The following is a 26891-nucleotide window of genomic DNA, read 5'->3' as shown; positions in this document are numbered from 1 at the left end:
GGCTGCTCATGTCAGCCGCTTGTGAAGAAGATCTGCAAGGGACGCTTCGGCGTCCCTTCTTTCTTTCGACAGGGCTCCTGGAAGGGCTTTCTCACGTCTGGTGTGCCCTGCACCTTGTTCGGTGAAACCGCGGGTTCATGGAGTGAGACAGGACCGATAGGTAGAGTCCGGGCGTGCACCTCAAGGCCATGACCCTCCGCGGGTTCAAATCCTTCGCCTCGGCGACGACGCTGCGTTTCGAGCCCGGCATCACCTGCGTCGTCGGTCCCAACGGTTCCGGCAAGTCCAATGTCGTGGACGCGCTGAGCTGGGTCATGGGCGAGCAGGGCGCCAAATCGCTGCGCGGCGGCAAGATGGAGGACGTCATCTTCGCCGGCACCACCGGGCGGCCGCCGCTCGGCCGGGCCGAGGTGTCCCTCACCATCGACAACTCCGACGGCGTGCTGCCCATCGAGTACGCCGAGGTCACCATCACGCGGATCATGTTCCGCAATGGCGGCAGCGAGTACCAGATCAATGGAGACACCTGCCGACTCCTGGACATTCAGGAGCTGTTGTCCGACTCGGGCATCGGGCGCGAGATGCACGTCATCGTCGGGCAGGGCCAGCTCGACTCCGTGCTGCACGCCGACCCCATGGGGCGCAGGGCCTTCATCGAGGAGGCCGCGGGCGTCCTCAAGCACCGCAAGCGCAAGGAGAAGGCGCTGCGGAAGCTCGATGCGATGCAGGCCAACCTCGCGCGCGTGCAGGACCTCACCGATGAACTGCGGCGCCAGCTCAAGCCGCTCGGCAGGCAGGCCGCGGTGGCGCGGCGGGCCGCCGTCATCCAGGCCGATCTGCGCGACGCCCGGCTGCGGCTGCTCGCCGACGATCTCGTACGTCTCCAGGAGGCGCTGCGTACCGAGGTCGCGGACGAGGCGGAACTGAAGCGGCGGAAGGATTCAGCGGAAGCCGATCTGAAGGCCGCGATCACGCGCGAGGCCGCGCTGGAGGACGAGGTGCGGCGCCTCGCCCCACGCCTGCAGCAGGCCCAGCAGACCTGGTACGAGCTGTCCCAGCTGGCCGAGCGGGTGCGCGGCACGATCAGCCTCGCGGACGCCCGGGTGAAGAGCGCGACGCAGGCGCCCGCCGAGGAGCGGCGCGGGCGCGACCCCGAGGACATGGAGCGCGAGGCCGCCCGGATCCGGGAGCAGGAGGCCGAGTTGGAGGCCGCGCTCGAAGCGGCCGAGCGGGCCCTGGACGACACCGTCGCGCACCGGGCCGAGCTGGAGCGGGAGCTCGCCGTCGAGGAGCGGCGCCTCAAGGACGTGGCGCGGGCCATCGCCGACCGGCGCGAGGGCCTTGCCCGGCTGCACGGACAGGTCAACGCGGCCCGCTCCAAGGCCGCTTCGGCCAAGGCCGAGATCGACCGGCTCGCCACCGCCCGGGACGAGGCGCAGGAGCGGGCGGTCGCCGCGCAGGAGGAGTACGAGCAGCTCAAGGCCGAGGTCGACGGGCTGGACGCGGACGACACCGCCATAGGGGAGCAGCACGACGCCGCCAAGCGGGAGCTCGCCGAGGCCGAGGCCGCGCTGAGTGCGGCGCGCGAGGCGGTCACCGCGGCCGAGCGGAAGCGGGCGGCGACCTCGGCCCGGCATGACGCGCTGGCCCTCGGGCTGCGCCGCAAGGACGGCACGGGCGCGCTGCTCGCGGCCAAGGACCGGCTTGCCGGGCTGCTCGGGCCAGCCTCCGAACTGCTCAGCGTGGCCCCCGGGTTCGAGGTGCCGGTCGCGGCCGCGCTCGGCGCCGCGGCGGATGCCATCACCGTGGCCAATCCGGGGACGGCGGCCGAGGCGATCCGGCTGCTCCGCAAGCAGGACGCGGGGCGGGCGGCGCTCCTCCTTTCCGGGGCGCCCGACACGGGGGACGTGCCTCAGCAGAACGACGGGCCGCCGTACGCCGCCGATCTGGTGCGCTGCCCCGACGAGTTGAGGCCCGCCGTACGCAGGCTCCTGCGCGGGGTCGTGGTCGTCGGCACGCTGGAGGACGCCGAGGATCTTGTCTACGCGCAGCCCGAGCTGACCGCGGTGACGGCGGAGGGCGACGTGCTCGGGGCGCACTTCGCGCAGGGTGGATCCGCCGGGGCGCCCAGCCTGTTGGAAGTGCAGGCCTCCGTCGACGAGGCGGCGGCCGAGCTGGAAGAGCTGGCCGTACGGTGCGAGGAACTGGCCGGGGTGCAGCGCGCCGCCACCGAGCGGCGGCGTGAACAGGCCGCCCTGGTCGAGGAGTTGGGGGAGCGGCGGCGGGTCGCCGACCGGGAGAAGAACGCCGTTTCGCAGCAGCTGGGCCGGCTCGCGGGCCAGGCGCGCGGGGCCGCGGGGGAGGCCGAGCGCATGACGGCCGCCGCGGCCCGGGCGCAGGACGCGCTCGACCGGGCGATGCAGGACGCCGAGGAGCTGGCGGAGCGGCTCGAAGTCGCCGAGGAGGCCGCCCCCTCCGGGGAAAGAGGGGACGAGGAGCCGGACACGTCCGTACGCGATCGCCTCGCGGCCGACGGTGCCAACGCCCGCCAGACCGAGATGGAGGCCCGACTCCAGGCGCGTACCCACGAGGAGCGCGTCAAGGGACTCGCGGGCCGCGCCGACGGCCTGGACCGGGCCGCCCGCGCCGAACGCGAGGCACGCGCGCGTGCCGAGCAGCGCAGGTCCCGGATGCGGCACGAGGCCGCCGTCGCCGAGGCCGTCGCGTCCGGCGCCCGCCAACTGCTCGCCCACGTCGAGGTGTCCCTGGTCCGGGCCGAGGCCGAGCGGGCCGCCGCCGAGCGGGCCAAGGCCGGGCGCGAGCTGGACCTGACCGCCGAGCGCACTGCCGGGCGTGACCTCAAGGCCGAGCTGGACAAGCTGACGGACTCCGTCCACCGGGGCGAGGTGCTCGGCGCCGAGAAGCGCATGCGGATCGAGCAGCTGGAGGCCAAGGCCCTGGAGGAGCTGGGCGTGGAGCCGGCCGGGCTGGTCTCCGAGTACGGCCCGGACCAGCCGGTCCCGCCGTCGCCGCCCGCCGAGGGCGAGGAGCTTCCGGAGGACCCGGACCACCCGCGGAACCGGCCGGTCGTGTTCGTACGGGCGGAGCAGGAGAAGCGGCTCAAGTCAGCCGAACGGGCGTACCAGCAGCTCGGAAAAGTCAATCCGCTCGCGCTTGAGGAGTTCGCCGCGCTGGAGGAACGTCACAAGTTCCTGAGCGAGCAGCTCGAGGACCTGAAGAAGACCCGCGCCGACCTGCTGCAGGTGGTGAAGGAGGTCGACGAGCGCGTGGAGCAGGTGTTCACCGAGGCCTTCCGGGACACGGCCCGCGAGTTCGAGGGCGTCTTCTCACGGCTCTTCCCGGGTGGTGAGGGGCGGCTGATTCTGACCGATCCCGACAACATGCTCACCACGGGCGTGGATGTCGAGGCCCGGCCGCCGGGCAAGAAGGTCAAGCGCCTTTCGTTGCTTTCGGGCGGTGAACGCTCGCTGACGGCCGTGGCGATGCTGGTGTCGATCTTCAAGGCGCGGCCGAGCCCGTTCTACGTGATGGACGAGGTCGAGGCCGCGCTCGACGACACCAATCTGCAGCGGCTGATCCGGATCATGCAGGAGCTGCAGGAGTCCTCGCAGCTCATCGTGATCACGCACCAGAAGCGGACCATGGAGGTCGCGGACGCGCTGTACGGCGTGTCCATGCAGGGCGACGGCGTCTCCAAGGTGATCAGCCAGCGGCTGCGCTGAGCGGCCCAACCCTCATGCCTTCAAGAGTTGAACCTCAATGACTCTCGGTTGCCTAAAAGTTCATAGTCACTCACCTATTGACTTCGAAACTTGAAGGCATAGTGTCTGCAACGTTGTTTTTACCTTCAAGTGGTGGGCCGCCGGATGTTGTGCGCCACTTAGAGGGCCTCCCCCACATGCCCGGACACCGCAGCCCGGGTACCCAGGAGTACACGTGACCAGCACAGCGAAGGTTCCGGGATCCGGAGCCCGAGAGGCTCAGCCCGAGCACCTCGGCCATGTCATCTTCATTACGGCCGCGGCTGCCATGGGCGGCTTCCTCTTCGGCTACGACAGCGCTGTGATCAACGGCGCCGTCGGTGCGATCGGCAGCAAGTACGACATCGGCTCCGGCGCGCTCGGCCAGGTCATCGCCATCGCCCTGCTCGGCTGCGCCATCGGCGCCGCGATCGCGGGCCGCCTCGCCGACCGTATCGGCCGTATCCACGTGATGCGGATCGCCGCCGCGCTCTTCACCATCAGCGCCGTCGGCTCGGCGCTGCCCTTCGCGCTCTACGACCTCGCCTTCTGGCGGGTGCTCGGTGGTGTCGCGATCGGTATGGCCTCGGTCATCGGCCCGGCCTATATCGCCGAGGTCGCGCCGCCCGCCTACCGCGGCCGGCTCGGGTCCTTCCAGCAGGCCGCGATCGTCATCGGCATCGCGGTCTCGCAGCTGGTCAACTGGGGCATTCTGAACGCCGCGGGCGGCAACGACCGCGACAAGATCATGGGCCTCGAGGCCTGGCAGGTCATGCTCGGCGTGATGGTCGTCCCGGCCGTGCTCTACGGAGTGCTGTCCTTCGCGATCCCCGAGTCCCCGCGCTTTCTGATCTCGGTCGGCAAGAACGAGAAGGCCAAGCAGATCCTCGAAGAGGTCGAGGGCAGACACGTCGACCTGGACGCCCGCGTCACCGAGATCGAGCACGCGATGCGCAGCGAGCACAAGTCCACCTTCAAGGACCTGCTCGGCGGCAGCAGCTTCCTCTTCAAGCCGATCGTCTGGATCGGTATCGGCCTCTCGGTCTTCCAGCAGTTCGTCGGCATCAACGTCGCGTTCTACTACTCCTCGACGCTGTGGCAGTCCGTCGGCATCGACCCGAGCGACTCGTTCTTCTACTCGTTCACCACGTCGATCATCAACATCATCGGCACCGTGATCGCGATGGTCCTGGTCGACCGGGTCGGCCGTAAGCCGCTCGCCCTGGTGGGCTCCGCCGGTATGGCGATCGCCCTCGCCCTGGAGGCCTGGGCGTTCTCCGCCAAGCTGGACGCCGCGGGCAAACTCCCCGACACCCAGGGCCTCGTGGCGCTGATCGCCGCCCACGCCTTCGTGCTCTTCTTCGCCCTGTCGTGGGGTGTCGTGGTCTGGGTCTTCCTCGGCGAGATGTTCCCGAACAAGATCCGCGCCGCCGCGCTCGGTGTCGCCGCCGCCGCGCAGTGGCTCGCCAACTGGGCCATCACGGCCAGCTTCCCGAGCCTTTCCGACTGGAACCTCTCGGGCGCGTACCTCATCTACACATTCTTCGCCGTGCTCTCGATCCCCTTCGTGCTCAAGTTCGTGAAGGAGACCAAGGGCAAGGCGTTGGAGGAGATGGGCTAACCCCCCGCTGCCCCTCTCCTCTCGTGCTGCCTCGGCTCAGTTGTTGAGCCGGGGCAGCACGTCTTCCCGGCTCAACAGGTTCGGCCGGCTCAGCCGGTGAGCCGGGGGAGCACGCTTTCCGCGAGCAGGTGCAGGCTGCGCCAGCCCTCGTCGATGGGCATGCCGCCGCACAACGGGTGCAGGACGAGGCTGGTCATCGGGTCGTCCGAGTTGTTGGCGAAGTCGACGCACTCGTCGGGCGTGAGGATCCGGTAGACGCCCTCCTCGCGCAGCTCCGCCACGGTCGTGGCGTGGGATCGTACGGCCGACTTGATGTCCTTGGACCCCCAGGAGGCGTACATCTGCGCCTCGTGCAGGAAGTGTTTGCCGTACGTCGCCCAGGTGTGGTCCGGGTCCTCGGAGAGGTGCAGGAGCGGGGTCTCCTTGGCGGGCATCATGGTCCAGCCCTCGGTGCCGTACTCCTCCAACTTCGCCTTGTAGTAGGCCTCCAGCTCGGGCATGTGCGCGCTGGGGAAGAACGGCAGGCCGAGGCGGGCCGCGCGGCGGGCCGCCGCCTGGGAGGAACCGCCCACCAGGAGAAGGGGGTTGGGCTGGGTGTACGGGCGCGGGGTGACCCGGACCGTGCGGCCCTGATAGTCGAAGGGCTCGCCCGTCCAGGCCTTGAGCAGCGTCTCCAGGAGCTGGTCCTGGAGCTTGCCGCGCCGGCCCCACTCGACGCCGAACGCCTCGTACTCGGCGGGCCGGTAGCCGATGCCGGCGACCGTCACCAGACGGCCCTTGCTGATCAGGTCGAGGACCGCGATCTCCTCGGCGATCCGCAGCGGGTCGTGCAGCGGGCCGATGATCGCGGAGACGGTGACCGCGATGGTCCGGGTGGCGCCGAAGACCGCTCCCGCGAAGTGGAAGGGGGAGGGGATCCAGTTGTTGTCGGCGCCGTGGTGCTCCTCGGTCTGGATCGAGTTCACCCCCGCGCCGTCGCAGTACTTGGCCATCTCGACCGCGGCGCCGTAGCGGTCGGCGAGCGACTCGGGCGTCCCGTCGGGATCGACGAGGTTGAAGCGTACGACCGTGACGGGCATGGAAAACGTCCCCCTTCGACCGGACCGTGGGTTGGCGAAGGGGGACGGTAGTTGACGCGGCGTCAGATAGTAAGGGCCGCGACCTTCTCTTCCTCATCCGCCTCGGCAGCGGCGGGAGTCGCGACCTCCGGCGTCCGCGGCAGCACCGCGTACAGCACGCCGGAGAGGACGATCGTGGCTGCCCAGCCCAGACCGTTCTCGCCGATCCAGGAGGTGGCGAGCGGGCCCGCGAACCAGTCGACCTTGGTGAACAGCAGGCCGGTCACCAGCGCCACCGCCCAGGCGACCATGGCCTGCCAGGCGAAGCCGCCCTTGTACCAGTAGGCGCTGGTGCGGGTGGTGTCCATGAGCGCCGCGGCGTCGTACGACTTGCGGCGCAGCATGTCGACGCCGAAGACGCCGATCCAGGCGGAGAACGCCACCGCGAGCAACGTGAGGAAGGAGATGAACGAGCCGATGAAGCTCGTCGCCACGAGCATGAGCAGGCATCCGAAGGCCAGGCTGATCACGGCGTTCACGCTGACCGCCCAGTGGCGCGGGACACGGATGCCGAGGGTCTGCGCGGTGAAGCCCGCCGAGTACATCGACATCGAGTTGATCAGCACCATGCCGACCAGGGCGATCACCAGGTACGGCACCGCGATCCAGTTCGGAAGGAGCGTGCCGATGAAGGAGACCGGGTCCTGCGCCTCGGCCAGGCCCGGGGTGGCGACCGCCATCACGGCGCCCATCAGGACCATCGGAAGGACGACGATGCCGGCGCCGCCGATCGTCGTGCCGACCAACTTCTTCGCGGAAGCCTCCCGAGGCAGGTAGCGCGTGAAGTCCGGTCCGGTCGGCACCCAGCTGATGCCGCCCGCGCCGATCATGCCGACGCCCGCGACGACCATCGCGGCGGAGCCGGCCGGCTTGTCGAAGACGGCGGACCAGTCGGTGTTGGCGGCCAGGTAGATGAGGACGAGGACGCTGAAGGCGCCGAAGAGGTACGTCGACCACTTGCTGCACACCCGCAGCGCGTTGATGCCGAGGCCCGACACCACGAACGTACCGGCGACGAAGAGCAGCAGCGTGACCACGATCAGCGGGGTGTTCGACTTGATGCCGAAGAGCAGGTCGAGCACGGTCAGGATCGCGTACGCACCCGTGACCGCGTTGATCGTCTCCCAGCCCCAGCGGGCCACCCAGATCAGCGAGCCGGGGAAGAGGTTGCCGCGCTGGCCGAAGACCGCGCGGGAGAGCGCCATGCCCGGGGAGCCGCCCCGCTTGCCCGCGATCGAGATCAGACCGACGATCCCGTACGAGACGATCGGCGCCACGGCCGCGACGATCAGCACCTGCCAGATGTTGAGGCCGTTGAAGACCACCAGGCCGGCGCCCATGGTGAGCAGCAGCACGCTGATGTTGGCGGCGACCCAGGTGGGGAACAGCTCGCGGACCTTGCCGGTGCGCTCGCTGTCCGGGACGGGCTCGAGGCCGCGGGTCTCTATCGCGCTCTCGCCGGCCGGGGCAGCGCTGGGGGACTCGGTGGGCATGCGGTGACTCCGTGGGGGAGGAGTGGGGGCTCCGGCGGGGGACGCTCTTCGCGCGGTGGAGCCCCGGAGGGAGGGGCGCCCCTGGGGACAGGTGGGGCCAGACAAGTGTCGTACGTTTGCCCTAAATAAATCAAATGTCCAGGTATGTGTGATCCCACACAGGGTGTCCCGGTCGCCGAGCGCCTGGCTCGTGCGATCGCACGGGGATGCGCCCGCAGCGGGAGGCGTGGCCGATACTGGTCCCGTTATGGAAATCGTCATCCTTGCTGTAGTCATCGCTCTGGTCGCGGTCGGCGCCATCAGCGGGCTCGTGGTCAGCAGCCGCAAGAAGAAGCAGCTGCCGCCCTCCGCGCCCTCGACCACGCCGACCATCACCGCGCCCCCGGCCGAGCCGCATGTCGGCGACGAGGCCGAGGAGCCGCGCGAAGAACCGCGCCGCACGATCGAGGAGGTCGAGCTCCCCGAGGCCGAGGCCCCGGTCGTCGAGGAGCCCGAGGTCATCGAGCCCGCGGCGCCCGAGATCGAGATCCCCGAGCCCGCCGCCGGCCGGCTCGTCCGGCTGCGCGCCCGTCTCGCCCGGTCCCAGAACACGCTCGGCAAGGGGTTGCTCACGCTCCTCTCGCGCGAGCACCTGGACGACGACACCTGGGAGGAGATCGAGGACACCCTCATCACCGCCGACGTCGGCGTCGCGCCCACCCAGGAGCTGGTGGAGCGCCTGCGCGAGCGCGTGAAGGTGCTCGGCACCCGCACCCCCGCGGACCTGCGCGCCCTGCTCCGCGAGGAGCTGCTCACGCTCGTCGGCACCGACTTCGACCGTGAGGTCAAGACGGAGTCCGACCCGTCGTCGAAGGTCCCGGGCATCGTCATGGTCGTCGGCGTCAACGGCACCGGCAAGACCACCACCACCGGCAAGCTCGCCCGCGTCCTCGTGGCCGACGGCAAGACCGTCGTGCTCGGCGCCGCGGACACCTTCCGTGCCGCCGCCGCCGAGCAGCTGACCACCTGGGGCGAGCGCGTCGGCGCCTACACGGTGCGCGGCCCCGAGGGCGGCGACCCCGCCTCCGTCGCCTTCGACGCGGTCAAGGAAGGCAGCGAGATGGGCGTCGACGTGGTGCTCATCGACACCGCGGGCCGACTGCACACCAAGACCGGCCTCATGGACGAGCTCGGCAAGGTCAAGCGCGTCGTCGAGAAGCACGGCCCGCTGGACGAGATCCTGCTCGTCCTGGACGCCACCACCGGCCAGAACGGCCTGGTCCAGGCCCGCGTCTTCGCCGAGGTCGTCGACATCACCGGCATCGTCCTCACCAAGCTCGACGGCACCGCCAAGGGCGGCATCGTCGTCGCGGTCCAGCGCGAACTGGGCGTTCCGGTCAAGCTGGTGGGCCTGGGCGAGGGGCCGGACGATCTGGCTCCGTTCGAGCCCGAGGCGTTCGTGGACGCGCTGATCGGGGACTAGCTGTCTCCCCGCTCTCTCTCGTACGCCGCTGAACCCGGCGTCGTACGCACCAGATGCGAACCAAGAAGGGCCCGCTTCCCGGGGTGCAGCCGGAAGCGGGCCCTTCGGCATGCGTGCCCCCGGCTAGGCCGTCGCCGACCGGTGGCACACGTACGCCAGTGTCCCGAGCAGCAGCCGTGCCTGCGGCGGGTTCGTCGCCGAGTCCGGCTCCGGCGCGCGCAGCCAGCGCACCGGGCCCCGGCCCCCGCGGTCGGACGGCGGGGCCGTGATGTGGTCCCCGCGCCCGAGTCCGCGCAGGTCCAGATCGGCGTCGTCCCAGCCCATCCGGTAGAGCAGCTCGGGCAGCTCGGCGACGGCGCCGGGGGCGACGAAGAACTGGGCGCGGCCCTCGGGGGTGGCCGCGACCGGGCCGAGCGGGATGCCCATGCGCTCCATGCGGACCAGGGCGCGCCGCCCGGCGGGCTCGGCCACGTCCAGGATGTCGAAGGTGCGGCCCACCGGGAGCATGACCGCGGCGCCGGGGAACTCGCCCCACGCGGTGGTCACTTCGTCGAGGGTGGCGCCGGCCGGGATCTCGGCGGCGAAGTCCAGCGGGTGGGCGCCGGGTGCCCGGCAGTCGGCCTTGCCGCAGGAGCAGTGTCCGTCGGCGGCGCGTGCGCCGGGGCGCACGACCCAGCCCCACAGTCCGGTGAACTCGGCCACCGCGGTGCAGTCCGAGCTGCGGCCGCGGCGTCGTGAGCCGGGCCGGCCGGACGGTGTTGCGGTGCGGATCCCACGGCTGCCGCCGATCGTGAAGCCCATGCCCCCTCCAACGGGTCGAGCGGATCGCTGGTTACGTGCCGGAGTGAAACCGTGACCCTGCGTCGCCGGAGGTCGTCGATGCCTCAACTCGGCGGCGCCCAGGGGTGGTTCGGGTGGTGCGAGCGGATGCGTGCGCCCCGGTGTGCACCGCTCCGCCCACTCGCGGCTGGCCTGTGTCAAGTGAATCGCGTGTAGCCGTCCATGAGTTCATTCGAAGGGGTGGCGAATGGTGGCGTTTCACGGATCGCCCTCGCCGGAAGGGTGATCGTAGGATTACTTTCAGTGCACGAACGCAGGGATGTGTGCGCTCGTGGGTATGCCGGAGGCAAGTCGCTTTCCTGTTCGACGGGTGAGATTCGCCGGACGCAAGGCAGTAACTCGCGGCATTCTGTAGGGGCTTGGCGTATCCAGCGCACAAGCGACACCTAGGGATGGGGGCGTTCCAGTGGGCGGCAGCAGCGGCAGCGGCGCGAACGCCGACAAGCGCCCCAACGAGCAGCTGACTTCGTGGTTCGTCCGCAGCGGCTGGTCGAAGGGCGAACTCGCCCGCCAGGTGAACCGCAGGGCGCGCCAGCTGGGTGCCAATCACATCTCCACCGACACCTCGCGCGTGCGCCGCTGGCTGGACGGCGAGCAGCCGCGGGAGCCGATCCCGCGGATCCTGTCCGAGCTGTTCTCCGAGCGCTTCGGCTCCGTCGTCGCCATCGAGGACCTCGGCCTGCGCACGGCCCACCAGTCGCCGTCGCTCTCCGGCGTCGACCTGCCCTGGACCGGTACCGGCACCGTCGAGCTGATCAGCGAGTTCTCGCGCAGCGACCTGATGCTCGCCCGCCGCGGCTTCCTCGGCACCTCGCTCGCGCTCTCCGCGGGCCCCTCCCTGATCGAGCCCATGCAGCGCTGGCTGGTCCCGAGCCCCGCCTCGCCCGCGCTCGAGGCGCCCACTCCGATAAGGCGGGCCTCGCGCCTGTCCAAGCCGGAGCTGGACCTGCTCGAGTCCACCACGATGATGTTCCGGCAGTGGGACGCCCAGTGCGGCGGCGGCCTGCGCCGCAAGGCGGTGGTCGGGCAGCTGCACGAGGTGACCGACCTGCTGCAGGAGCCCCAACCCGAGGCCACCGCCCAGCGATTGTTCAAGATCGCGGCCGAACTGGCGGAACTGGCCGGGTGGATGAGCTACGACGTGGGTCTGCAGCCCACCGCCCAGAAGTACTTCGTGCTCGCCCTGCACGCCGCCAAGGAGGCCGGCGACAAGCCGCTGGGCTCGTACATCCTCTCCGGCATGAGCCGCCAGATGATCCACCTCGGCCGCCCGGACGACGCCCTGGAACTCATCCACCTCGCGCAGTACGGCAGCCGTGACTGCGCCACCGGCCGCACCCAGGCCATGCTGTATGCGATGGAGGCCCGCGCGTACGCCAACATGGGCCAGCCCAGCAAGACCAAGCGGGCCGTGCGGATGGCCGAGGACACCTTCGAGGACGCCGTCGAGGCCGGTGACCAGGAGCCGGACTGGATCCGCTTCTTCTCCGAGGCCGAGCTGAACGGCGAGAACGCCCACTCCTACCGCGACCTCGCCTACGTGGCGGGCCGCAGCCCCACCTACGCCTCACTGGCCCAGCCCGTGATGGCCCGCGCGGTCGAGCTGTTCAGCAAGGACAGCGAGCACCAGCGTTCGTACGCACTCAATCTCATCGGCATGGCCACCGTGCACCTGCTGCAGCGCGAACCCGAGCAGAGCGCGGTCTACACCGAGCAGGCCCTGACCGTCGCCAAGCGGGTCCGCTCCGAGCGGGTCAACACCCGCCTGCGCAAGACCGTGGACACCGCGATGCGGGACTTCGGGGACGTCGCCGAAGTCGTGCACCTCACCGACGAGCTCGCCGCCCAGCTGCCCGAATCGGCAGAAGCGGTCTGACACCGGGGCCCTTCGGGGCCGCGGAGCATCCCCCAGAACCCCGGCCGCGGCCGGCCCATCCCGACAGCCCGACTCGGCTCCCCCACGCCAGGTCAATCGGATGGCCGACCGCGGTCGGCTGCGTTGTGCGCACAGGGTAGAAAGCCGCACCCCGCGCCATCCGGCAGTTCATTCACGCGTAACACGCACGACGTCTTCGTCACTGCGGCGAAACATCGAGGGGCGTCCGCCGAAACCGCGCTACGCCAATCTCGGCGTCCATAAGGCCCACCCCTCATAAACCGCTCAGGCTCCGCCCGCACGGGCCGCATACGACGAGGAGACGCCGATGCCTCCAGGCATCATGCTCGCTGCGGAAGAGGCACCCAAGCTCTCTTCCGCCAACACCGGATTCATGCTCATCTGCTCCGCACTGGTGATGCTCATGACGCCGGGCCTGGCCTTCTTCTACGGAGGCATGGTCCGCGTCAAGTCCACCCTGAACATGCTGATGATGAGCTTCATCAGCCTCGGGATCGTCACCATCCTGTGGGTGCTCTACGGCTTCTCCGTCGCCTTCGGCACCGACAAGGGCTCCCTGATCGGCTGGGACTCCGACTACGTCGGCCTCAGCGGGCTCGGCATCACCGAGCTGTGGGACGGCTACACCATCCCGGTGTACGTGTTCGCGGTCTTCCAGCTGATGTTCGCGATCATCACGCCCGCCCTGATCAGCGGCGCCCTCGCGGACCGCGTGAAGTTCACCGCCTGGGCCCTCTTCATCACCCTCTGGGCCACGATCGTGTACTTCCCGGTCGCGCACTGGGTGTGGGGCACGGGCGGCTGGGCCTTCGAGCTGGGCGTCATCGACTTCGCGGGCGGTACGGCCGTCCACATCAACGCCGGTGCCGCGGCCCTCGGCGTCATCCTCGTCATCGGCAAGCGGGTCGGCTTCAAGAAGGACCCGATGCGGCCGCACTCCCTGCCGCTCGTGATGCTCGGCGCCGGGCTCCTGTGGTTCGGCTGGTTCGGCTTCAACGCCGGTTCCTGGCTGGGCAACGACGACGGCGTGGGCGCCGTGATGTTCGTCAACACCCAGGTCGCCACCGCCGCGGCGATGCTCGCCTGGCTCGCGTACGAGAAGATCCGGCACGGCGCGTTCACCACGCTCGGCGCGGCCTCGGGTGCGGTCGCCGGGCTCGTCGCCATCACCCCCTCGGGTGGCTCCTGCTCGCCGCTCGGCGCCATCGCCATCGGTGTGATCGCCGGTGTGCTGTGTGCCATGGCGGTCGGGCTCAAGTTCAAGCTCGGGTACGACGACTCGCTGGACGTCGTCGGCGTCCACCTGGTCGGCGGTGTCGTGGGCTCCCTGCTCGTCGGCCTCTTCGCCACCGGTGGTGTGCAGTCCAAGGCGCAGGGCCTCTTCTACGGCGGCGGCCTCGAACAGCTCGGCAAGCAGGCAGCGGGAGTTGGCGCGGTCCTCGCGTACTCCCTCGTCGCATCTGCCATCCTCGCCTTCGTCATCGACAAGACGATCGGGATGCGGGTGCCCGAGGATGACGAGGTCTCCGGCATCGACCAGGTCGAGCACGCCGAGACCGCGTACGACTTCAGCGGCGCGGGCGGGGGTACGGCGCCGCGTACGACCGTGCCCGCACCGCCCGCGCAGGACCAGCCGGCGGCGAAGAACAAGAAGGTGGACGCATGAAGCTCATCACCGCGGTCGTGAAGCCGCACCGCCTCGACGAGATCAAGGAAGCCCTGCAGGCCTTCGGCGTCCAGGGACTCACCGTCACCGAGGCCAGCGGCTACGGACGCCAGCGCGGGCACACCGAGGTCTACCGGGGCGCCGAGTACACCGTCGACCTCGTGCCCAAGATCCGCATCGAGGTCCTCGTGGAGGACGATGACGCCGAACAGCTCATCGATGTGGTGGTCAAGGCGGCCCGTACCGGCAAGATCGGGGACGGCAAGGTCTGGAGCGTCCCGGTCGAGACGGCCGTCCGGGTCCGCACCGGCGAGCGCGGCCCCGACGCCCTGTAGACAGTGCGCCCTGACCGCGCGCTCTGAACAGTGACGAACACGCAAGGAGCTGCTGGGTGACCAGTGTGGATGTGCCTAGGGAAACCGAAGACTCACGCCCCAGCGGCTATGCGGCGGCCCGGCTGCGTCTCCTCCAGGAGGAGACGCGGTCCGGGCCGCCGCGCCGTTCGGCCCTCGCCGAGCTGACCGACGACTGGCTGGCCGGGCTCTTCACGGGCGGCGCGGGTCCGTCGACGAGCGGCATGGCACTCGTAGCCGTCGGCGGGTACGGGCGCGGCGAGCTCTCCCCGCGCAGCGACCTCGACCTGCTGCTCCTGCACGACGGCAGCGCGGACGCCAAGACGGTGGCCGCCCTCGCCGACCGGATCTGGTACCCGGTGTGGGACCTCGGGCTCGCCCTCGACCACTCCGTACGCACCCCCGGCGAGGCCCGCAAGACCGCCGGCGACGACCTCAAGGTGCAGCTCGGACTGCTCGATGCCCGGCATGTCGCGGGCGACCTCGGGCTCACCACGGGTCTGCGCAGCGCGGTCCTCGCCGACTGGCGCAACCAGGCGCCCAAGCGGCTGCCCGAGCTCCGCGAGCTCGGCGAGGAACGCGCCGCGCGCCAGGGCGAGTTGCAGTACCTCCTCGAACCCGACCTCAAGGAGGCCCGCGGCGGTCTGCGCGACGCCACCGTGCTGCGCGCCGTCGCCGCCTCCTGGCTCGCCGACGCGCCCCGCGAAGGGCTCGCCGAGGCGCGCCGCCACCTCCTTGACGTACGCGACGCCCTGCACCTGGCCACCGGACGCGCCACCGACCGGCTGGCGCTGCAGGAGCAGGACCAAGTCGCGGCAGATCTCGGCCTGTTGGACTCCGACACGCTGCTTCGGCAGGTGTACGAGGCCGCGCGCACGGTGTCGTACGCGAGCGATGTCACCTGGCGCGAGGTGTCGCGGGTCCTGCGGGCCCGTTCGGTACGTCCCCGGCTGCGGGCCATGCTCGGCGGCAACAAGCCCGTTCCCGAGCGAACTCCCCTTGCCGAAGGGGTGGTTGAGCAGGACGGCGAGGTGGTCCTTGCGAAGGCCGCGAAGCCGGAGCGGGATCCCGTGCTGCCGCTGCGCGCCGCCGCGGCCGCCGCCCAGGCCGGACTGCCGCTGTCCCTGCACGCCGTACGCCACCTCGCGGCCACCGCCCGGCCGCTGCCCACGCCCTGGCCGGCCGAGGCCCGCGAGCAGCTGGTGACGCTGCTCGGCGCGGGCCGCTCGACCGTGGACGTCTGGGCCGCCCTGGAGGCGGAAGGCCTGATCAGCCGCGTACTGCCGGACTGGGAGCGGGTCCGCTGCCGCCCCCAGCGCAACCCCGTGCACACCTGGACCGTCGACCGCCACCTCGTCGAGGCCGCCGTCCAGGCCGCCGAACTCACCCGCCGCGTCGGCCGTCCCGACCTGCTCCTCGTCGCGGCGCTGCTGCACGACATCGGCAAGGGCTGGCCCGGCGACCACTCGGTGGCGGGTGAGACGATCGCGCGCGACGTGGCGTCCCGGATCGGGTTCGACCGTACGGACGTCGAGGTCGTCGCCACTCTCGTACGGCATCACCTGCTGCTCGTCGAGACGGCGACCCGGCGCGACCTGGACGACCCGGCGACCATCCGCTCGGTCGCCGAGGCCGTGGGCTCCGCCTCCACGCTGGAGCTGCTGCACGCCCTGACGGAGGCGGACGCGCTGGCCACCGGGCCGGCCGCCTGGTCGACCTGGCGGGGTTCGCTCGTGGCCGACCTGGCCAAGCGGGTCGGCGCGCTCCTCGCGGGGGACGCCCCGCCGGAGCCGGCCGCGACGGCGGCGCCGACCGCGGAGCAGGAGCGGCTCGCCCTTGAGGCCTTCCGTACGGGCGGGCCCGTGCTCGCGCTGCGGGCCCAGGCGGAGGCGGGGGAGGAGGAGCCCGTCGGGGTCGAGCTGCTCATCGCGGTGCCGGACCAGCCGGGGGTGCTGCCCGCGGTGGCCGGCGTTCTCGCCATGCACCGGCTCACCGTGCGGGCGGCCGAGCTCGGGGTGCTCGGCCTGCCGGACGAGGTGGGGTCGCCCGACGAGGGGGGCGGGCCCGTGCTGCTCCTCGACTGGCGGGTGGCCGCCGAGTACGGCTCACTGCCGCAGGCCGCGCGGCTGCGGGCCGATCTGGTGCGGGCGCTCGACGGGTCGCTCGACATCCCGGCCCGTCTCGCCGAGCGCGAGGCCGCCTATCCGCGGCGGCGCGGCGCTCCGGCTCCGCCGGCGCGGGTGACGGTGGCGCCGGCCGGGTCGCAGCTCGCGACGGTGATCGAGGTGCGGGCGCACGATGCGCCGGGGCTGCTGCACCGGATCGGGCGGGCGCTGGAGGGGGCGGGTGTCCTGGTGCGTTCCGCGCATGTGTCGACGCTCGGGGCCAATGCGGTGGATGCCTTTTACGTCACCGGGCGCGACGGGGCGTTGTTGCCTGCTGCGGAGGCGGTGTCGGTGGCCCGCGCTGTGGAGGATGCGTTGAGGGGGTGACGCTCGGATGTCGTGCTCGTTGAGCGGAGTGTGCTCCCCGCCTACGCGGGGGTGTTCCGGAGCGTGCGGCTGGCGCTGAGGTGTCGCATGCGTTGTCCCCGCCGACGCGGGGGTTCCGCCCTCGCTTGCCAATCTGGCAGGCGAGGGCGTCGTACTTGCGGCGCCGGATACCCTGGAGGGCGACTGACCGCCCCCGACCTTGAGGATCTGCGACCACCGTGTTCGATACCCTCTCCGATCGCCTTGCAGCGACATTCAAGAACCTCCGGGGCAAGGGACGCCTCAGCGAGGCGGACATCGACGCCACGGCACGCGAGATCCGTATCGCCCTGCTCGAAGCCGACGTTGCCCTTCCTGTTGTCCGGTCCTTCATCAAGCAGGTCAAGGAAAGGGCCCAGGGCGCCGAGGTCTCCCAGGCGTTGAACCCGGCCCAGCAGGTCATCAAGATCGTCAACGAGGAGCTCGTAGGCATCCTCGGCGGCGAGACCCGCCGCCTTCGCTTCGCCAAGTCCGGCCCGACCGTGATCATGCTCGCGGGTCTGCAGGGTGCCGGTAAGACGACGCTGGCCGGAAAGCTCGGCCACTGGCTCAAGGGGCAGGGCCACGCGCCGCTGCTCGTCGCCTGTGACCTGCAGCGCCCCAACGCCGTGAACCAGCTGAGCGTCGTCGCCGAGCGCGCAGGCGTCGGCATCTACGCCCCCGAGCCGGGCAACGGCGTGGGCAACCCGGTCCAGGTCGCCCAGGACTCCATCGAGTACGCCAAGACCAAGCAGTACGACGTAGTCATCGTCGACACCGCCGGCCGCCTGGGCATCGACCAGGAGCTGATGCAGCAGGCCGCGGACATCCGCGACGCGGTCTCGCCGGACGAGGTCCTCTTCGTCGTCGACGCGATGATCGGTCAGGACGCGGTGAACACCGCGGAGGCCTTCCGGGACGGCGTCGGCTTCGACGGCGTGGTGCTCTCCAAGCTCGACGGTGACGCCCGTGGTGGTGCGGCGCTCTCCATCGCGCACGTCACCGGCCGCCAGATCATCTTCGCCTCCAACGGCGAGAAGCTGGACGACTTCGACGCGTTCCACCCGGACCGCATGGCGTCCCGCATCCTCGGCATGGGCGACATGCTCAGCCTGATCGAGAAGGCCGAGCAGACCTTCTCTCAGGCCGAGGCCGAGAAGATGGCCGCCAAGCTGCAGAGCAGCAAGGGCGGCAAGGACTTCACGCTCGACGACTTCCTGGCCCAGATGGAGCAGGTCAGGAAGATGGGCTCCATCTCCAAGCTGCTCGGCATGATGCCGGGGATGGGCCAGATCAAGGAACAGATCAACAACATCGACGAGCGCGACGTCGACCGCACCGCGGCCATCATCAAGTCGATGACCCCGGCCGAGCGGGCGGACGCGACGATCATCAACGGCTCGCGCCGTGCGCGTATCGCCAAGGGCTCCGGCGTCGAGGTCAGCGCGGTCAAGAACCTGGTCGAGCGGTTCTTCGAGGCCCGCAAGATGATGTCGAAGATGGCCCAGGGCGGGGGCATGCCCGGGATGCCGGGGATCCCTGGCATGGGTGGCGGTCCCGGCCGGCAGAAGAAGCAGCAGAAGCAGGCCAAGGGCAAGCGCAAGAGCGGCAACCCGATGAAGCGCAAGGCCGAGGAGGCCGCCGCGCAGGCCAAGCGCGAGCAGGGGGCGCAGGCGCCGCAGGACGGCGGGGCGTTCGGTCTGCCGGGCGGGCAGGGCGGGCAGGACTTCGAGCTGCCGGACGAGTTCAAGAAGTTCATGGGCTGATTGCCTGTTTGTTTGTACGTGGGTGGGGCCCGGGTCGCCGTTTCGGTGGTCCGGGTCCCGCTCTGCGTTTCTGTGAGCCGGTCCCGAAATGCCTGATTGGTCGGGCTCTCGAATAATGGCGAGCGTGACCAGTCCCGTGCCGCCCCGCGACCGCACCGACCAGCCCTGGCGCTCGGAGGGCGCGCCCCCGCCGCCTCCGCCCAAGAAGAAGCTGAGCTGGCGCAGTCTCATCTGGACGGCACTGCTCGTCTTCCTGATCACCAATCTCCTGCTGTCCTTCTTCGGCGACGACAAGCCCACCTCGGTCTCGTACACCGAATTCAGCAAGCAGCTCGACGCCGGCAACGTGCAGAAGATCTACTCCAAGGGCGACCAGATCCAGGGCGACCTGAAGAAGGCCGCGGACGTCCCCGACGGCGGCAAGGGGACGTACGAGGAGTTCACCACCCAGCGCCCCAGCTTCGCCGACGACAAGATCTGGGACGAGCTGACCAAGCAGAACGTCACGGTCACCGCCGAGCCGGTCTACAAAGAGCCGAGCCTGCTCACCAACGTCCTGATCTCGCTCCTGCCCATCCTGCTGCTGGTCGGCCTGTGGATGTTCATGGCCCGCCGGATGGCCGCGGGCATGGGCGGCGGCGCGGGCGGCATGCTGGGCCGCAAGCAGCCGCCCAAGCCCGTCGAGCTGGAGGGCAGTAAGCGCACCACCTTCGCGGACGTCGCCGGCATCGACGAGGTCGAGGGCGAGCTCAACGACGTCGTCGACTTCCTCAAGAACCCCGCCCGCTACCGGGAGTTGGGCGCCCGGATGCCCGGCGGCGTGCTCCTCGCGGGCCCGCCCGGCACCGGCAAGACGCTGCTCGCGCGGGCGGTCGCCGGTGAGGCGGGGGTGCCGTTCTTCTCGGCCTCCGCCTCGGAGTTCATCGAGATGATCGTCGGCGTCGGCGCCTCGCGCGTACGCGAACTCTTCGCGGAGGCCCGCAAGGTGGCGCCGTCCATCGTCTTCATCGACGAGATCGACACCATCGGCCGGGCCCGCGGCGGCGGCTCCGGCATGGGCGGCCACGACGAGCGCGAGCAGACCCTCAACCAGATCCTCACCGAGATGGACGGCTTCACCGGCTCCGAGGGCGTCGTCGTGCTCGCCGCCACCAACCGCGCCGACATCCTCGACCCGGCCCTGACCCGCCCCGGCCGCTTCGACCGCACGGTTACGGTCAGCCCGCCCGACCGCAAGGGCCGCGAGGCGATCCTGAAGATCCACACCCGCGAGATCCCGCTCGCCCCGTCCGTCGACCTCGCTCAAGTGGCCCGTACGACCCCGGGGATGACCGGCGCCGAACTCGCCAACCTCGCCAACGAGGCCGCCCTCCTCGCCGTCAAGCGCGACCAGAAGCAGGTCAGCCAGTCCGACCTGTCCGACGCCCTGGAGAAGGTCCAGCTTGGCGCCGAACGCCCCCTCGTCATGCCCGACGAGGAGCGCCGCCGCACCGCGTACCACGAGAGCGGCCACGCCCTCCTCGGCATGCTGCAGCCCGGTGCCGACCCGGTCCGGAAGATCACCATCGTGCCGCGCGGGCGTGCCCTCGGCGTCACCCTGTCCACGCCGGACGCCGACCGGTACGCGTACACGGAGGAGTACCTGCGCGGCCGCATCATCGGCGCACTCGGCGGCATGGCGGCCGAGCACGTCGTCTACGACGTCATCACCACCGGCGCGGAGAACGACCTCGAACAGGTCACCAATCTGGCCCGCGGCATGGTCGGACGCTGGGGCATGAGCGAGCGCGTCGGCCGTCTGTCGGCCCTCCCCAACGATGCCCAGCAGGCCTACGGCCTCGCGGCCGCCCCCTCCACGCTGGACGCGATCGACGGCGAGATGCGGCGCATCGTCGACGAGTGCTACGAGAGCGCGTGCCAACAACTCCGCGACAACCGCGACAAGTTGGACGCGCTGGCCACGGAACTCCTGGCGAACGAGACGCTGGACGAGGCGGCGGCGTACCGGGCGGCCGGCATCACCAGGCTGACGAAGGAGTCGTAGGACCCCTTCGTACGTACTGAAGCCCGCGCCTCAGCGGGTCCGTGCGATCAAGTACCGGAACACGTTCGACATCCACACCGTCCCGTCCCGCCGCTGATGCGGATGCAGCGCCTCCGTCAGCTCCTTGTCGACCTGCGCCTTGTCCGTCGCGCCGACTGCCGCGTCGAACAGACCGGTCGAGAGCAGCCCGCGCACCGCGCTGTCCATGTCCGCGTACCCGAACGGGCAGGCCACCCGCCCCGACCCGTCCGGCCGCAGCCCGGCCCGCTGCGCGACCTCCTCCAGGTCGTCCCGCAGCGCCGGGCGCCAACTGCCCGTGGAGCGCAGCGGATCGGCCAGCTTGCAGGCCACCCGGAGCACCGCCGAGGTGGTGCACCGCTCGGGCGGACCCCAGCCGGCCAGGACCAACGGACTGCCCCGCTCGGCGAGCGGCGAGGCCGCCTCGAGCAGGGTCGCCAGGCCCTCGGAGTCGCCCGCCATGCAGCCGATCGGCTGGAAGGCGGTGATCAGGTTGTACGCGGGGGAGTCGGGTCCGTCCACGGCCGCGAGCCCCTCGCCGGTCAGCCGGGTGCTGCCGTCCGCCCGGCCCGGGCCCCAGGACGCGTCCGGCAACAGCCGCTCGCGGGCCAGCGCGAGCCGCTCCGGAAACGTTTCGTCGACCCCGGTCACCGCGGCCCCGCGCGAGGCCGCCATCAGCAGGGCGAGTCCCGAGCCGCAGCCGAGGCCGAGGAGGCGGGTGCCGGAGCCGACCTCGAGCCGTTCGTACGCGGCCGCGTAGAGCGGCACCAGCATCCGCTCCTGGATCTCGGCCCAGTCACGCGCGCGTGCACACGCATCCGTACTCCTCGGCGCTGCCGTGCCCGGGTGCGGAAGGTGCTGCTGCACGAGCGTAGGTGTCATCGAAAGCGCCCCAATCACCGAGAGATATCGCAGAGATGCCGTGTTGCCCCTGTTGATCCGCCCCCGTGTACGTGCGCTCGCACTCCCCCCATATGCCAGGGAACTCCGCATCTTTGGCGGCGTCCAGAGGTATTCGGGTAATGCTTGTGTGCCCCGGGCGTGCGCCCCTGCGAGGGCGCCCGCGCCGCTGTCCGATTCACGTTCCCAGCGGGCCGCGCCGTACCATTCGCGCCATGGCAAAGGCTCCCGTTCTCACGCCCCAGGCGGACGACTTTCCCCGCTGGTACCAGGACCTGATCAGCAAGGCCGAGCTGGCCGACAACGGCCCGGTGCGCGGCACCATGGTCATCCGACCGTACGGCTACGGCCTGTGGGAGCGGATGCAGCAGGAGATGGACGCCCGGATCAAGGACGCCGGCGCCCAGAACGCGTACTTCCCGCTCTTCATCCCGCAGTCGTACCTGACGAAGGAAGCCGAGCACGTCGAGGGCTTCGCCCCCGAGCTCGCGGTCGTCACGCACGGCGGCGGCAAGGAGCTCGAAGAGCCGGTGGTCGTCCGGCCCACCTCCGAGATGATCATCAACGATTACTTCTCGAAGTGGGTCCAGAGCTACCGCGACCTGCCGCTGCTGATCAACCAGTGGGCGAACGTGGTCCGTTGGGAGCTGCGCCCGCGCCTGTTCCTGCGGACGACCGAATTCCTCTGGCAGGAGGGCCACACCGCCCACGCCACGCAGGAGGACGCCCGAGACTTCGCGGCGCACATCCACAAGAACGTGTACGCCGAGTTCATGGAGAACGTCCTCGCGATGGACGTCGTCCTCGGCCGCAAGACCCCCAAGGAGCGCTTCGCCGGCGCGATCAACACCCTCACCCTCGAGGGCATGATGGGCGACGGCAAGGCCCTGCAGATGGGAACGAGCCACGAGCTCGGCCAGAACTTCGCCAAGGCCTTCAACACGCAGTACCTGTCGAAGGAAGGCAAGCAGGAGCTCGTCTGGCAGACCTCCTGGGGTTCCACGACCCGCATGATCGGCGCCCTGGTGATGATGCACGGCGACGACAACGGCCTCCGTGTCCCGCCGCGGCTCGCCGCCGTCCAGGTCGTCGTCATGGCGATCAAGGGCGACGAGGCGGTCGCCAAGGTCCGCGAGCTCGGCGACCAGCTGAAGGCGGCGGGCATCCGCGTCCAGGTCGACGACCGCGTCGACACCCCCTTCGGCCGCCGCGCGGTCGACTGGGAGCTCAAGGGTGTTCCGGTACGCATCGAGATCGGCCCCCGCGACCTGGAGAACGGAACGGCGATGCTGGCCCGCCGCATCCCCGGCGGCAAGGAGGCCGTGTCCCTCGACGGCCTCGCCGACCTGCTGCCGAAGGTGTTCGAGGAGGACCAGGCGCAGCTCCTTCGCGAGTCCCGCGAGCGCCGGCAGTCGCGTACGAAGGACGTGTCCACGATCGAGGAGGCCGTCGAGGCGGCCGCCACCGGCTGGGCCCGGATCCCGTGGGCCACGCTCGGCGCCGAGGGCGAGGCCAAGCTGGCCGAGCAGTCGGTCACCGTACGGTGTCTGGTCGCCGAGGACGGGTCGGTGCCGGAGTCCGACGACGCACCGGGTACCGTCGCCATCGTGGCGCGCGCGTACTGACGTAGCGCAGTCCGGAAGGCGAAGAGGCCGAAATACCTCTTGCGCACCTGATGACAACTGCCGCCCCGGCGTGTGGACTTGGTCTACGCGCCGGGGCGTACGCGCCACTACGTACCACCTTGAGACGAGCTGAGCGGCTTCTCCGCAGATCAGCGCACCCGCCCTCGTCCGGACGCATCAGCGGCAACTGACTGGTACGTGCAAATTATTTGAGATGCCCCGGAATAGGAACACCAAGGGGGCTCGGCTCGTTGTCACGACGTGAGCACGACACCACCAGTCCTCGCCGCAGAGCTGGCGCAGGCGTGGGCCGACATTCAGCGGCACCACCCCGAGCTGCCAGATCTAGCCGCGCCCGAGTCCCTGATCGGAGAGTCCTCGTCCGCCTGTGGCGCCGAGCTCTCCTTCGAGCGACTGCTGCACGAGGCAGTCCATGGCATCGCCGCGTCCCGCGGCGTCCGTGACACCTCGCGCGCAGGCCGCTACCACAACCGCCGTTTCCTGGCGATCGCCGAGGAGATGGGCCTGGACCACCCCGAGGAACCGCACCCCAGCAGCGGCTTCTCGCTGGTCACGCTCAACCCCGAGGCCAGAAAGAGGTACCGGCCCACGATCGAGCGGCTCCAGCGCGCCCTCAAGGCACACACCGCGGCGACCTCCGCCGACACGGCCCGCTCCTTCCGGGGACCGGCCGCGCGGCACGGCTCGTCCGGGGGCGGAGTCCGGGTGAAGGCGGTCTGCGACTGCGGGCGCAATGTCCGGGTGGTGCCCTCGGTGTTGGCGCAGGCGCCGATCATGTGTGGGGGTTGCGGGAAGCCGTTCCGGATCCCGGAGGTAGTGGGTGCCGTGGCGGGGTGATCCGGCCCCTCCGGCGTTTGAGGAGCGGGGGTTCGGGGGCAGCGCCCCCGTGACCCCGGCCACAGTCCACCCCTGCCTGGAAGGCGGGCCCGGCCCCGGGGCGGATCCGCCCCCGCGACGTATGGCAGAATGGCTAGCTGTACTCGACGGCCGCACAGGAACCCTCTCGTCCTCCGGCTGACGCGTCCATCGGGCACCCGAGTACCGCAACCCCACGTGGCATCTCGTTGTGCCCAACCACGTCAAGACCAGGAGACACCACTCCAGTGGCAGTCAAGATCAAGCTGAAGCGTCTGGGCAAGATCCGTTCGCCTCACTACCGCATCGTCGTCGCCGACTCCCGTACCCGCCGTGACGGCCGGGCCATCGAGGAGATCGGTCTGTACCACCCGGTGCAGAACCCGTCGCGCATCGAGGTCAACTCGGAGCGCGCCCAGTACTGGCTTTCCGTCGGCGCCCAGCCGACCGAGCCGGTCATGGCCATCCTGAAGCTCACCGGCGACTGGCAGAAGCACAAGGGCCTGCCGGCCCCGGCGCCGCTGCTCGTGGCCGAGCCGAAGCCCGCGCGTCCGACGTTCGACGCCGTGGCCGTGGCCGACGAGCCCAAGGGTGAGGCCATCACCCAGAAGGCGAAGAAGGCCGACAAGAAGGCGGACGAGGCTGCTGACGCGGCTGAGTCCACCGAGTCGACCGAGGCCTGAGCATGCTCGAGGAGGCTCTCGAGCACCTCGTGAAGGGCATCGTCGACAACCCCGACGATGTGCAGGTTGCCTCGCGCACCCTGCGCCGTGGGCGCGTCCTCGAGGTCCGGGTGCACCCCGACGACCTCGGCAAGGTGATCGGCCGTAACGGCCGCACCGCACGTGCCCTGCGTACCGTCGTGGGCGCTATCGGCGGCCGCGGAGTCCGCGTCGACCTCGTCGACGTCGACCAGGTTCGCTGAACAAACGCAGCACCGGCTCGGGCCGGGGAGGGCTTTCGAGCCGTCCCCGGCCCGCAGTCGTATCCGGTACCGACAGGAGAACAACCAAGTGCAGCTCGTAGTCGCTCGGATCGGCCGTGCCCACGGCATCAAGGGCGAGGTCACCGTCGAGGTACGTACCGACGAGCCGGAGCTCCGTCTCGGGCCCGGCGCCGTCCTGGCCACCGACCCCGCCGCCACCGGGCCGCTGACCATCGAGACCGGCCGTGTGCACAGCGGGCGGCTGCTGCTGCGCTTCGCGGGCGTACGCGACCGCACCGGCGCCGAGGCCCTGCGCAACACCCTCCTCATCGCGGACGTCGATCCGGAGGAGCAGCCCGAGGACGCGGACGAGTACTACGACCACCAGCTGATGGACCTGGACGTCGTCCTCGCCGACGGCACCGAGATCGGCCGGATCACCGAGATCTCGCACCTGGCCTCGCAGGACCTGTTCATCGTGGAGCGCGAGGACGGCAGCGAGGTGATGATCCCCTTCGTCGAGGAGATCGTCACCGAGATCGACCTCGAGAAGCAGCGGGCCGTCATCACCCCGCCACCCGGTCTCATCGACGACCGTGCCGAAATCGCGTCCGCGCGTGACTCAGAGGCCGCGGAGGACGAGGCCTGATGCGGCTCGACGTCGTCACGATCTTCCCCGAGTACCTCGAGCCCCTGAACGTCTCCCTGGTCGGCAAGGCACGCGCGCGTGGCCGCCTCGACGTCCACGTACACGATCTGCGGGAGTACACGTACGACCGTCACAACACGGTCGACGACACTCCCTACGGCGGCGGCCCCGGCATGGTCATGAAGACCGAGCCCTGGGGCGACGCCCTCGACACCCTGCTCGCCGACGGCTACGAGGCGGGCCTCGGGGGCCCCGTCATGGTGGTGCCGACGCCCAGCGGCCGGCCGTTCACCCAGGAGCTCGCCGTCGAGCTCTCCGAGCGGCCCTGGTTGGTCTTCACGCCCGCGCGGTACGAGGGCATCGACCGGCGCGTGATGGACGAGTACGCGACCCGCATGCCGGTGTACGAGGTCTCCATCGGGGACTACGTCCTGGCAGGCGGCGAGGCCGCGGTGCTCGTGATCACCGAGGCGGTGGCCCGGCTCCTTCCCGGCGTCCTCGGCAACGCCGAATCCCACCGCGACGACTCGTTCGCGCCCGGCGCCATGGCCAATCTGCTCGAGGGGCCGGTCTACACGAAGCCGCCCGAGTGGCGCGGCCGGGACATCCCGGACGTCCTGGTCAGCGGCCACCACGGCAAGATCGCCCGGTGGCGCAGGGACGAGGCGCTGCGGCGTACGACCGCCAACAGGCCCGATCTCATTGAGCGTTGCGACCCTTCCTCCTTCGACAAGAAGGACCGGGAGATGCTCTCGATCCTGGGCTGGGCCCCCGGCCCCGACGGCCGATTTGGGCGTACGCCCGGGGCCGTGGAAGAATAGGTCGCTGCTGTACGTCCAGCGTGCGCCCCTGCCACAGGGGGATACGACGCACCGCCCGGCGCTCTCAGCACACTCCGAACTTTCATCACGATTTCCGCCGATGACCTGTGGCATGGGCGAGGAAGCAGACGATCATGGCTCACCTGCTCGACTCCGTCGACTCCGCTTCGCTGCGCAGCGACATCCCGGCCTTCCGCCCGGGTGACACCGTCAACGTCCACGTCCGCGTCATCGAGGGCAACCGCTCCCGTGTGCAGCAGTTCAAGGGCGTAGTCATCCGTCGCCAGGGCGCCGGTGTCCGCGAGACCTTCACGGTCCGCAAGGTCTCCTTCTCGGTCGGCGTGGAGCGTACGTTCCCGGTGCACACCCCGATCGTCGAGAAGATCGAGCTCGTCACCAAGGGTGACGTGCGTCGCGCCAAGCTGTACTACCTGCGCGAGCTGCGCGGCAAGGCCGCGAAGATCAAGGAGAAGCGCGACAACTGATCGCGCTCACGGATCCCCGGATCCGTGGGGGTCCTCGGATCCCGGTCCCACAGGGCAGCCG

At 70.3% G+C, this 26891-nt stretch carries 20 protein-coding genes; 16 read left to right on the top strand and 4 right to left on the bottom strand.

Annotation, left to right across the window (positions count from 1 at the left end):
• Nucleotides 1–173 precede the first annotated feature (173 nt).
• Nucleotides 174–3743 (top strand): chromosome segregation protein SMC, encoded by a 3570-nt coding sequence (smc, locus tag OG430_RS15970; RefSeq protein ID WP_327353167.1) that lies wholly within the window; start codon nt 174–176, stop codon nt 3741–3743.
• A gap of 214 nt (nt 3744–3957) precedes the next feature.
• On the top strand, nt 3958–5382 hold the full coding sequence (locus OG430_RS15965; RefSeq protein WP_327353166.1) for a sugar porter family MFS transporter: 1425 nt from the start codon (nt 3958–3960) through the stop codon (nt 5380–5382).
• Nucleotides 5383–5471: 89 nt separating this feature from the next.
• On the opposite strand, the gene OG430_RS15960 is transcribed toward OG430_RS15965, so the two are convergent.
• Together OG430_RS15960 and OG430_RS15955 are read right to left on the bottom strand one after the other, a co-directional pair.
• Complete coding sequence (locus OG430_RS15960) at nt 5472–6461, bottom strand: LLM class flavin-dependent oxidoreductase (protein WP_327353165.1); 990 nt, start codon at nt 6459–6461, stop codon at nt 5472–5474.
• 62 nt (nt 6462–6523) lie between these two features.
• Nucleotides 6524–7993: a cytosine permease gene (locus OG430_RS15955; protein ID WP_327353164.1), complete on the bottom strand. Its 1470-nt coding sequence runs from the start codon at nt 7991–7993 to the stop codon at nt 6524–6526.
• Nucleotides 7994–8240: 247 nt separating this feature from the next.
• Here OG430_RS15955 and ftsY point away from each other — a divergent pair, with 247 nt between their 5' ends.
• Nucleotides 8241–9455, top strand: coding sequence for a signal recognition particle-docking protein FtsY (gene ftsY, locus OG430_RS15950; protein WP_327353163.1), 1215 nt, complete (start codon nt 8241–8243; stop codon nt 9453–9455).
• Nucleotides 9456–9578: 123 nt separating this feature from the next.
• Here the strand turns inward: ftsY and OG430_RS15945 are convergent, their stop codons facing one another.
• Nucleotides 9579–10256, bottom strand: coding sequence for a bifunctional DNA primase/polymerase (locus tag OG430_RS15945; protein ID WP_327353162.1), 678 nt, complete (start codon nt 10254–10256; stop codon nt 9579–9581).
• Between the two features lie 445 nt (nt 10257–10701).
• Here OG430_RS15945 and nsdA point away from each other — a divergent pair, with 445 nt between their 5' ends.
• From nsdA to ftsH, 6 genes are all read left to right on the top strand, one after another.
• The gene (nsdA, locus tag OG430_RS15940; RefSeq protein ID WP_327353161.1) at nt 10702–12171 is read left to right on the top strand and encodes a transcriptional repressor NsdA; all 1470 of its coding nucleotides are present in this window, start codon (nt 10702–10704) and stop codon (nt 12169–12171) included.
• A gap of 328 nt (nt 12172–12499) precedes the next feature.
• Nucleotides 12500–13858 carry an ammonium transporter gene (locus OG430_RS15935; RefSeq protein ID WP_327353160.1) on the top strand — a complete coding sequence of 453 codons (1359 nt, stop codon included), beginning with the start codon at nt 12500–12502 and terminating at the stop codon, nt 13856–13858.
• The gene (locus tag OG430_RS15930; protein WP_101390346.1) at nt 13855–14193 is read left to right on the top strand and encodes a P-II family nitrogen regulator; all 339 of its coding nucleotides are present in this window, start codon (nt 13855–13857) and stop codon (nt 14191–14193) included. The genes OG430_RS15935 and OG430_RS15930 overlap by 4 nt, the downstream gene beginning before the upstream one ends.
• Before the next feature lie 56 nt (nt 14194–14249).
• A complete protein-coding gene (locus OG430_RS15925; RefSeq protein WP_327353159.1) occupies nt 14250–16703 on the top strand; it encodes a [protein-PII] uridylyltransferase in 2454 nt (817 codons plus the stop codon).
• A gap of 218 nt (nt 16704–16921) precedes the next feature.
• Nucleotides 16922–18487, top strand: a complete 1566-nt coding sequence (gene ffh / locus OG430_RS15920) for a signal recognition particle protein (protein ID WP_327353158.1) — start codon at nt 16922–16924, stop codon at nt 18485–18487.
• Between the two features lie 124 nt (nt 18488–18611).
• Complete coding sequence (gene ftsH / locus OG430_RS15915; RefSeq protein WP_327353157.1) at nt 18612–20531, top strand: ATP-dependent zinc metalloprotease FtsH; 1920 nt, start codon at nt 18612–18614, stop codon at nt 20529–20531.
• Nucleotides 20532–20561: 30 nt separating this feature from the next.
• On the opposite strand, the gene OG430_RS15910 is transcribed toward ftsH, so the two are convergent.
• Complete coding sequence (locus tag OG430_RS15910; protein ID WP_327353156.1) at nt 20562–21431, bottom strand: SAM-dependent methyltransferase; 870 nt, start codon at nt 21429–21431, stop codon at nt 20562–20564.
• Nucleotides 21432–21664: 233 nt separating this feature from the next.
• Between OG430_RS15910 and proS the strand changes: the two genes are divergently transcribed.
• The 7 genes from proS (at nt 21665) to rplS (ending at nt 26830) form a co-directional block, all read left to right on the top strand.
• Nucleotides 21665–23074 carry a proline--tRNA ligase gene (proS, locus tag OG430_RS15905; protein ID WP_327353155.1) on the top strand — a complete coding sequence of 470 codons (1410 nt, stop codon included), beginning with the start codon at nt 21665–21667 and terminating at the stop codon, nt 23072–23074.
• 261 nt (nt 23075–23335) lie between these two features.
• The gene (locus OG430_RS15900) at nt 23336–23932 is read left to right on the top strand and encodes a hypothetical protein (protein ID WP_327353154.1); all 597 of its coding nucleotides are present in this window, start codon (nt 23336–23338) and stop codon (nt 23930–23932) included.
• A 266-nt stretch (nt 23933–24198) separates the two neighbouring features.
• The gene (gene rpsP, locus OG430_RS15895; RefSeq protein WP_327353153.1) at nt 24199–24633 is read left to right on the top strand and encodes a 30S ribosomal protein S16; all 435 of its coding nucleotides are present in this window, start codon (nt 24199–24201) and stop codon (nt 24631–24633) included.
• A 2-nt stretch (nt 24634–24635) separates the two neighbouring features.
• Nucleotides 24636–24875, top strand: coding sequence for an RNA-binding protein (locus tag OG430_RS15890; protein WP_327353152.1), 240 nt, complete (start codon nt 24636–24638; stop codon nt 24873–24875).
• A gap of 88 nt (nt 24876–24963) precedes the next feature.
• Nucleotides 24964–25524 (top strand): ribosome maturation factor RimM, encoded by a 561-nt coding sequence (rimM, locus tag OG430_RS15885; RefSeq protein WP_327353151.1) that lies wholly within the window; start codon nt 24964–24966, stop codon nt 25522–25524.
• The gene (trmD, locus tag OG430_RS15880; RefSeq protein WP_327353150.1) at nt 25524–26345 is read left to right on the top strand and encodes a tRNA (guanosine(37)-N1)-methyltransferase TrmD; all 822 of its coding nucleotides are present in this window, start codon (nt 25524–25526) and stop codon (nt 26343–26345) included. The genes rimM and trmD overlap by 1 nt, the downstream gene beginning before the upstream one ends.
• Nucleotides 26346–26479: 134 nt before the next feature.
• The gene (gene rplS, locus OG430_RS15875) at nt 26480–26830 is read left to right on the top strand and encodes a 50S ribosomal protein L19 (protein WP_327353149.1); all 351 of its coding nucleotides are present in this window, start codon (nt 26480–26482) and stop codon (nt 26828–26830) included.
• Nucleotides 26831–26891 lie beyond the last annotated feature (61 nt).

This window comes from Streptomyces sp. NBC_01304, assembly GCF_035975855.1.
Taxonomy (GTDB): Bacteria; Actinomycetota; Actinomycetes; order Streptomycetales; family Streptomycetaceae; genus Streptomyces.
Note: the sequence above shows the minus strand (reverse complement) of the source record. Positions and strands in the feature narration are given on the sequence as shown.

What these genes read in the sequence shown, in the direction of transcription:
- OG430_RS15960 (WP_327353165.1), bottom strand. Translation starts at nt 6,461, where the DNA reads ATGCCCGTCACGGTCGTACGCTTCAACCTCGTCGATCCCGACGGGACG.
- proS (WP_327353155.1), top strand. Translation starts at nt 21,665, where the DNA reads ATGGCAAAGGCTCCCGTTCTCACGCCCCAGGCGGACGACTTTCCCCGC.
- rplS (WP_327353149.1), top strand. Translation starts at nt 26,480, where the DNA reads ATGGCTCACCTGCTCGACTCCGTCGACTCCGCTTCGCTGCGCAGCGAC.
- ftsY (WP_327353163.1), top strand. Translation starts at nt 8,241, where the DNA reads ATGGAAATCGTCATCCTTGCTGTAGTCATCGCTCTGGTCGCGGTCGGC.
- OG430_RS15945 (WP_327353162.1), bottom strand. Translation starts at nt 10,256, where the DNA reads ATGGGCTTCACGATCGGCGGCAGCCGTGGGATCCGCACCGCAACACCG.
- OG430_RS15890 (WP_327353152.1), top strand. Translation starts at nt 24,636, where the DNA reads ATGCTCGAGGAGGCTCTCGAGCACCTCGTGAAGGGCATCGTCGACAAC.
- trmD (WP_327353150.1), top strand. Translation starts at nt 25,524, where the DNA reads ATGCGGCTCGACGTCGTCACGATCTTCCCCGAGTACCTCGAGCCCCTG.
- OG430_RS15930 (WP_101390346.1), top strand. Translation starts at nt 13,855, where the DNA reads ATGAAGCTCATCACCGCGGTCGTGAAGCCGCACCGCCTCGACGAGATC.
- OG430_RS15935 (WP_327353160.1), top strand. Translation starts at nt 12,500, where the DNA reads ATGCCTCCAGGCATCATGCTCGCTGCGGAAGAGGCACCCAAGCTCTCT.
- OG430_RS15955 (WP_327353164.1), bottom strand. Translation starts at nt 7,993, where the DNA reads ATGCCCACCGAGTCCCCCAGCGCTGCCCCGGCCGGCGAGAGCGCGATA.
- OG430_RS15910 (WP_327353156.1), bottom strand. Translation starts at nt 21,431, where the DNA reads ATGACACCTACGCTCGTGCAGCAGCACCTTCCGCACCCGGGCACGGCA.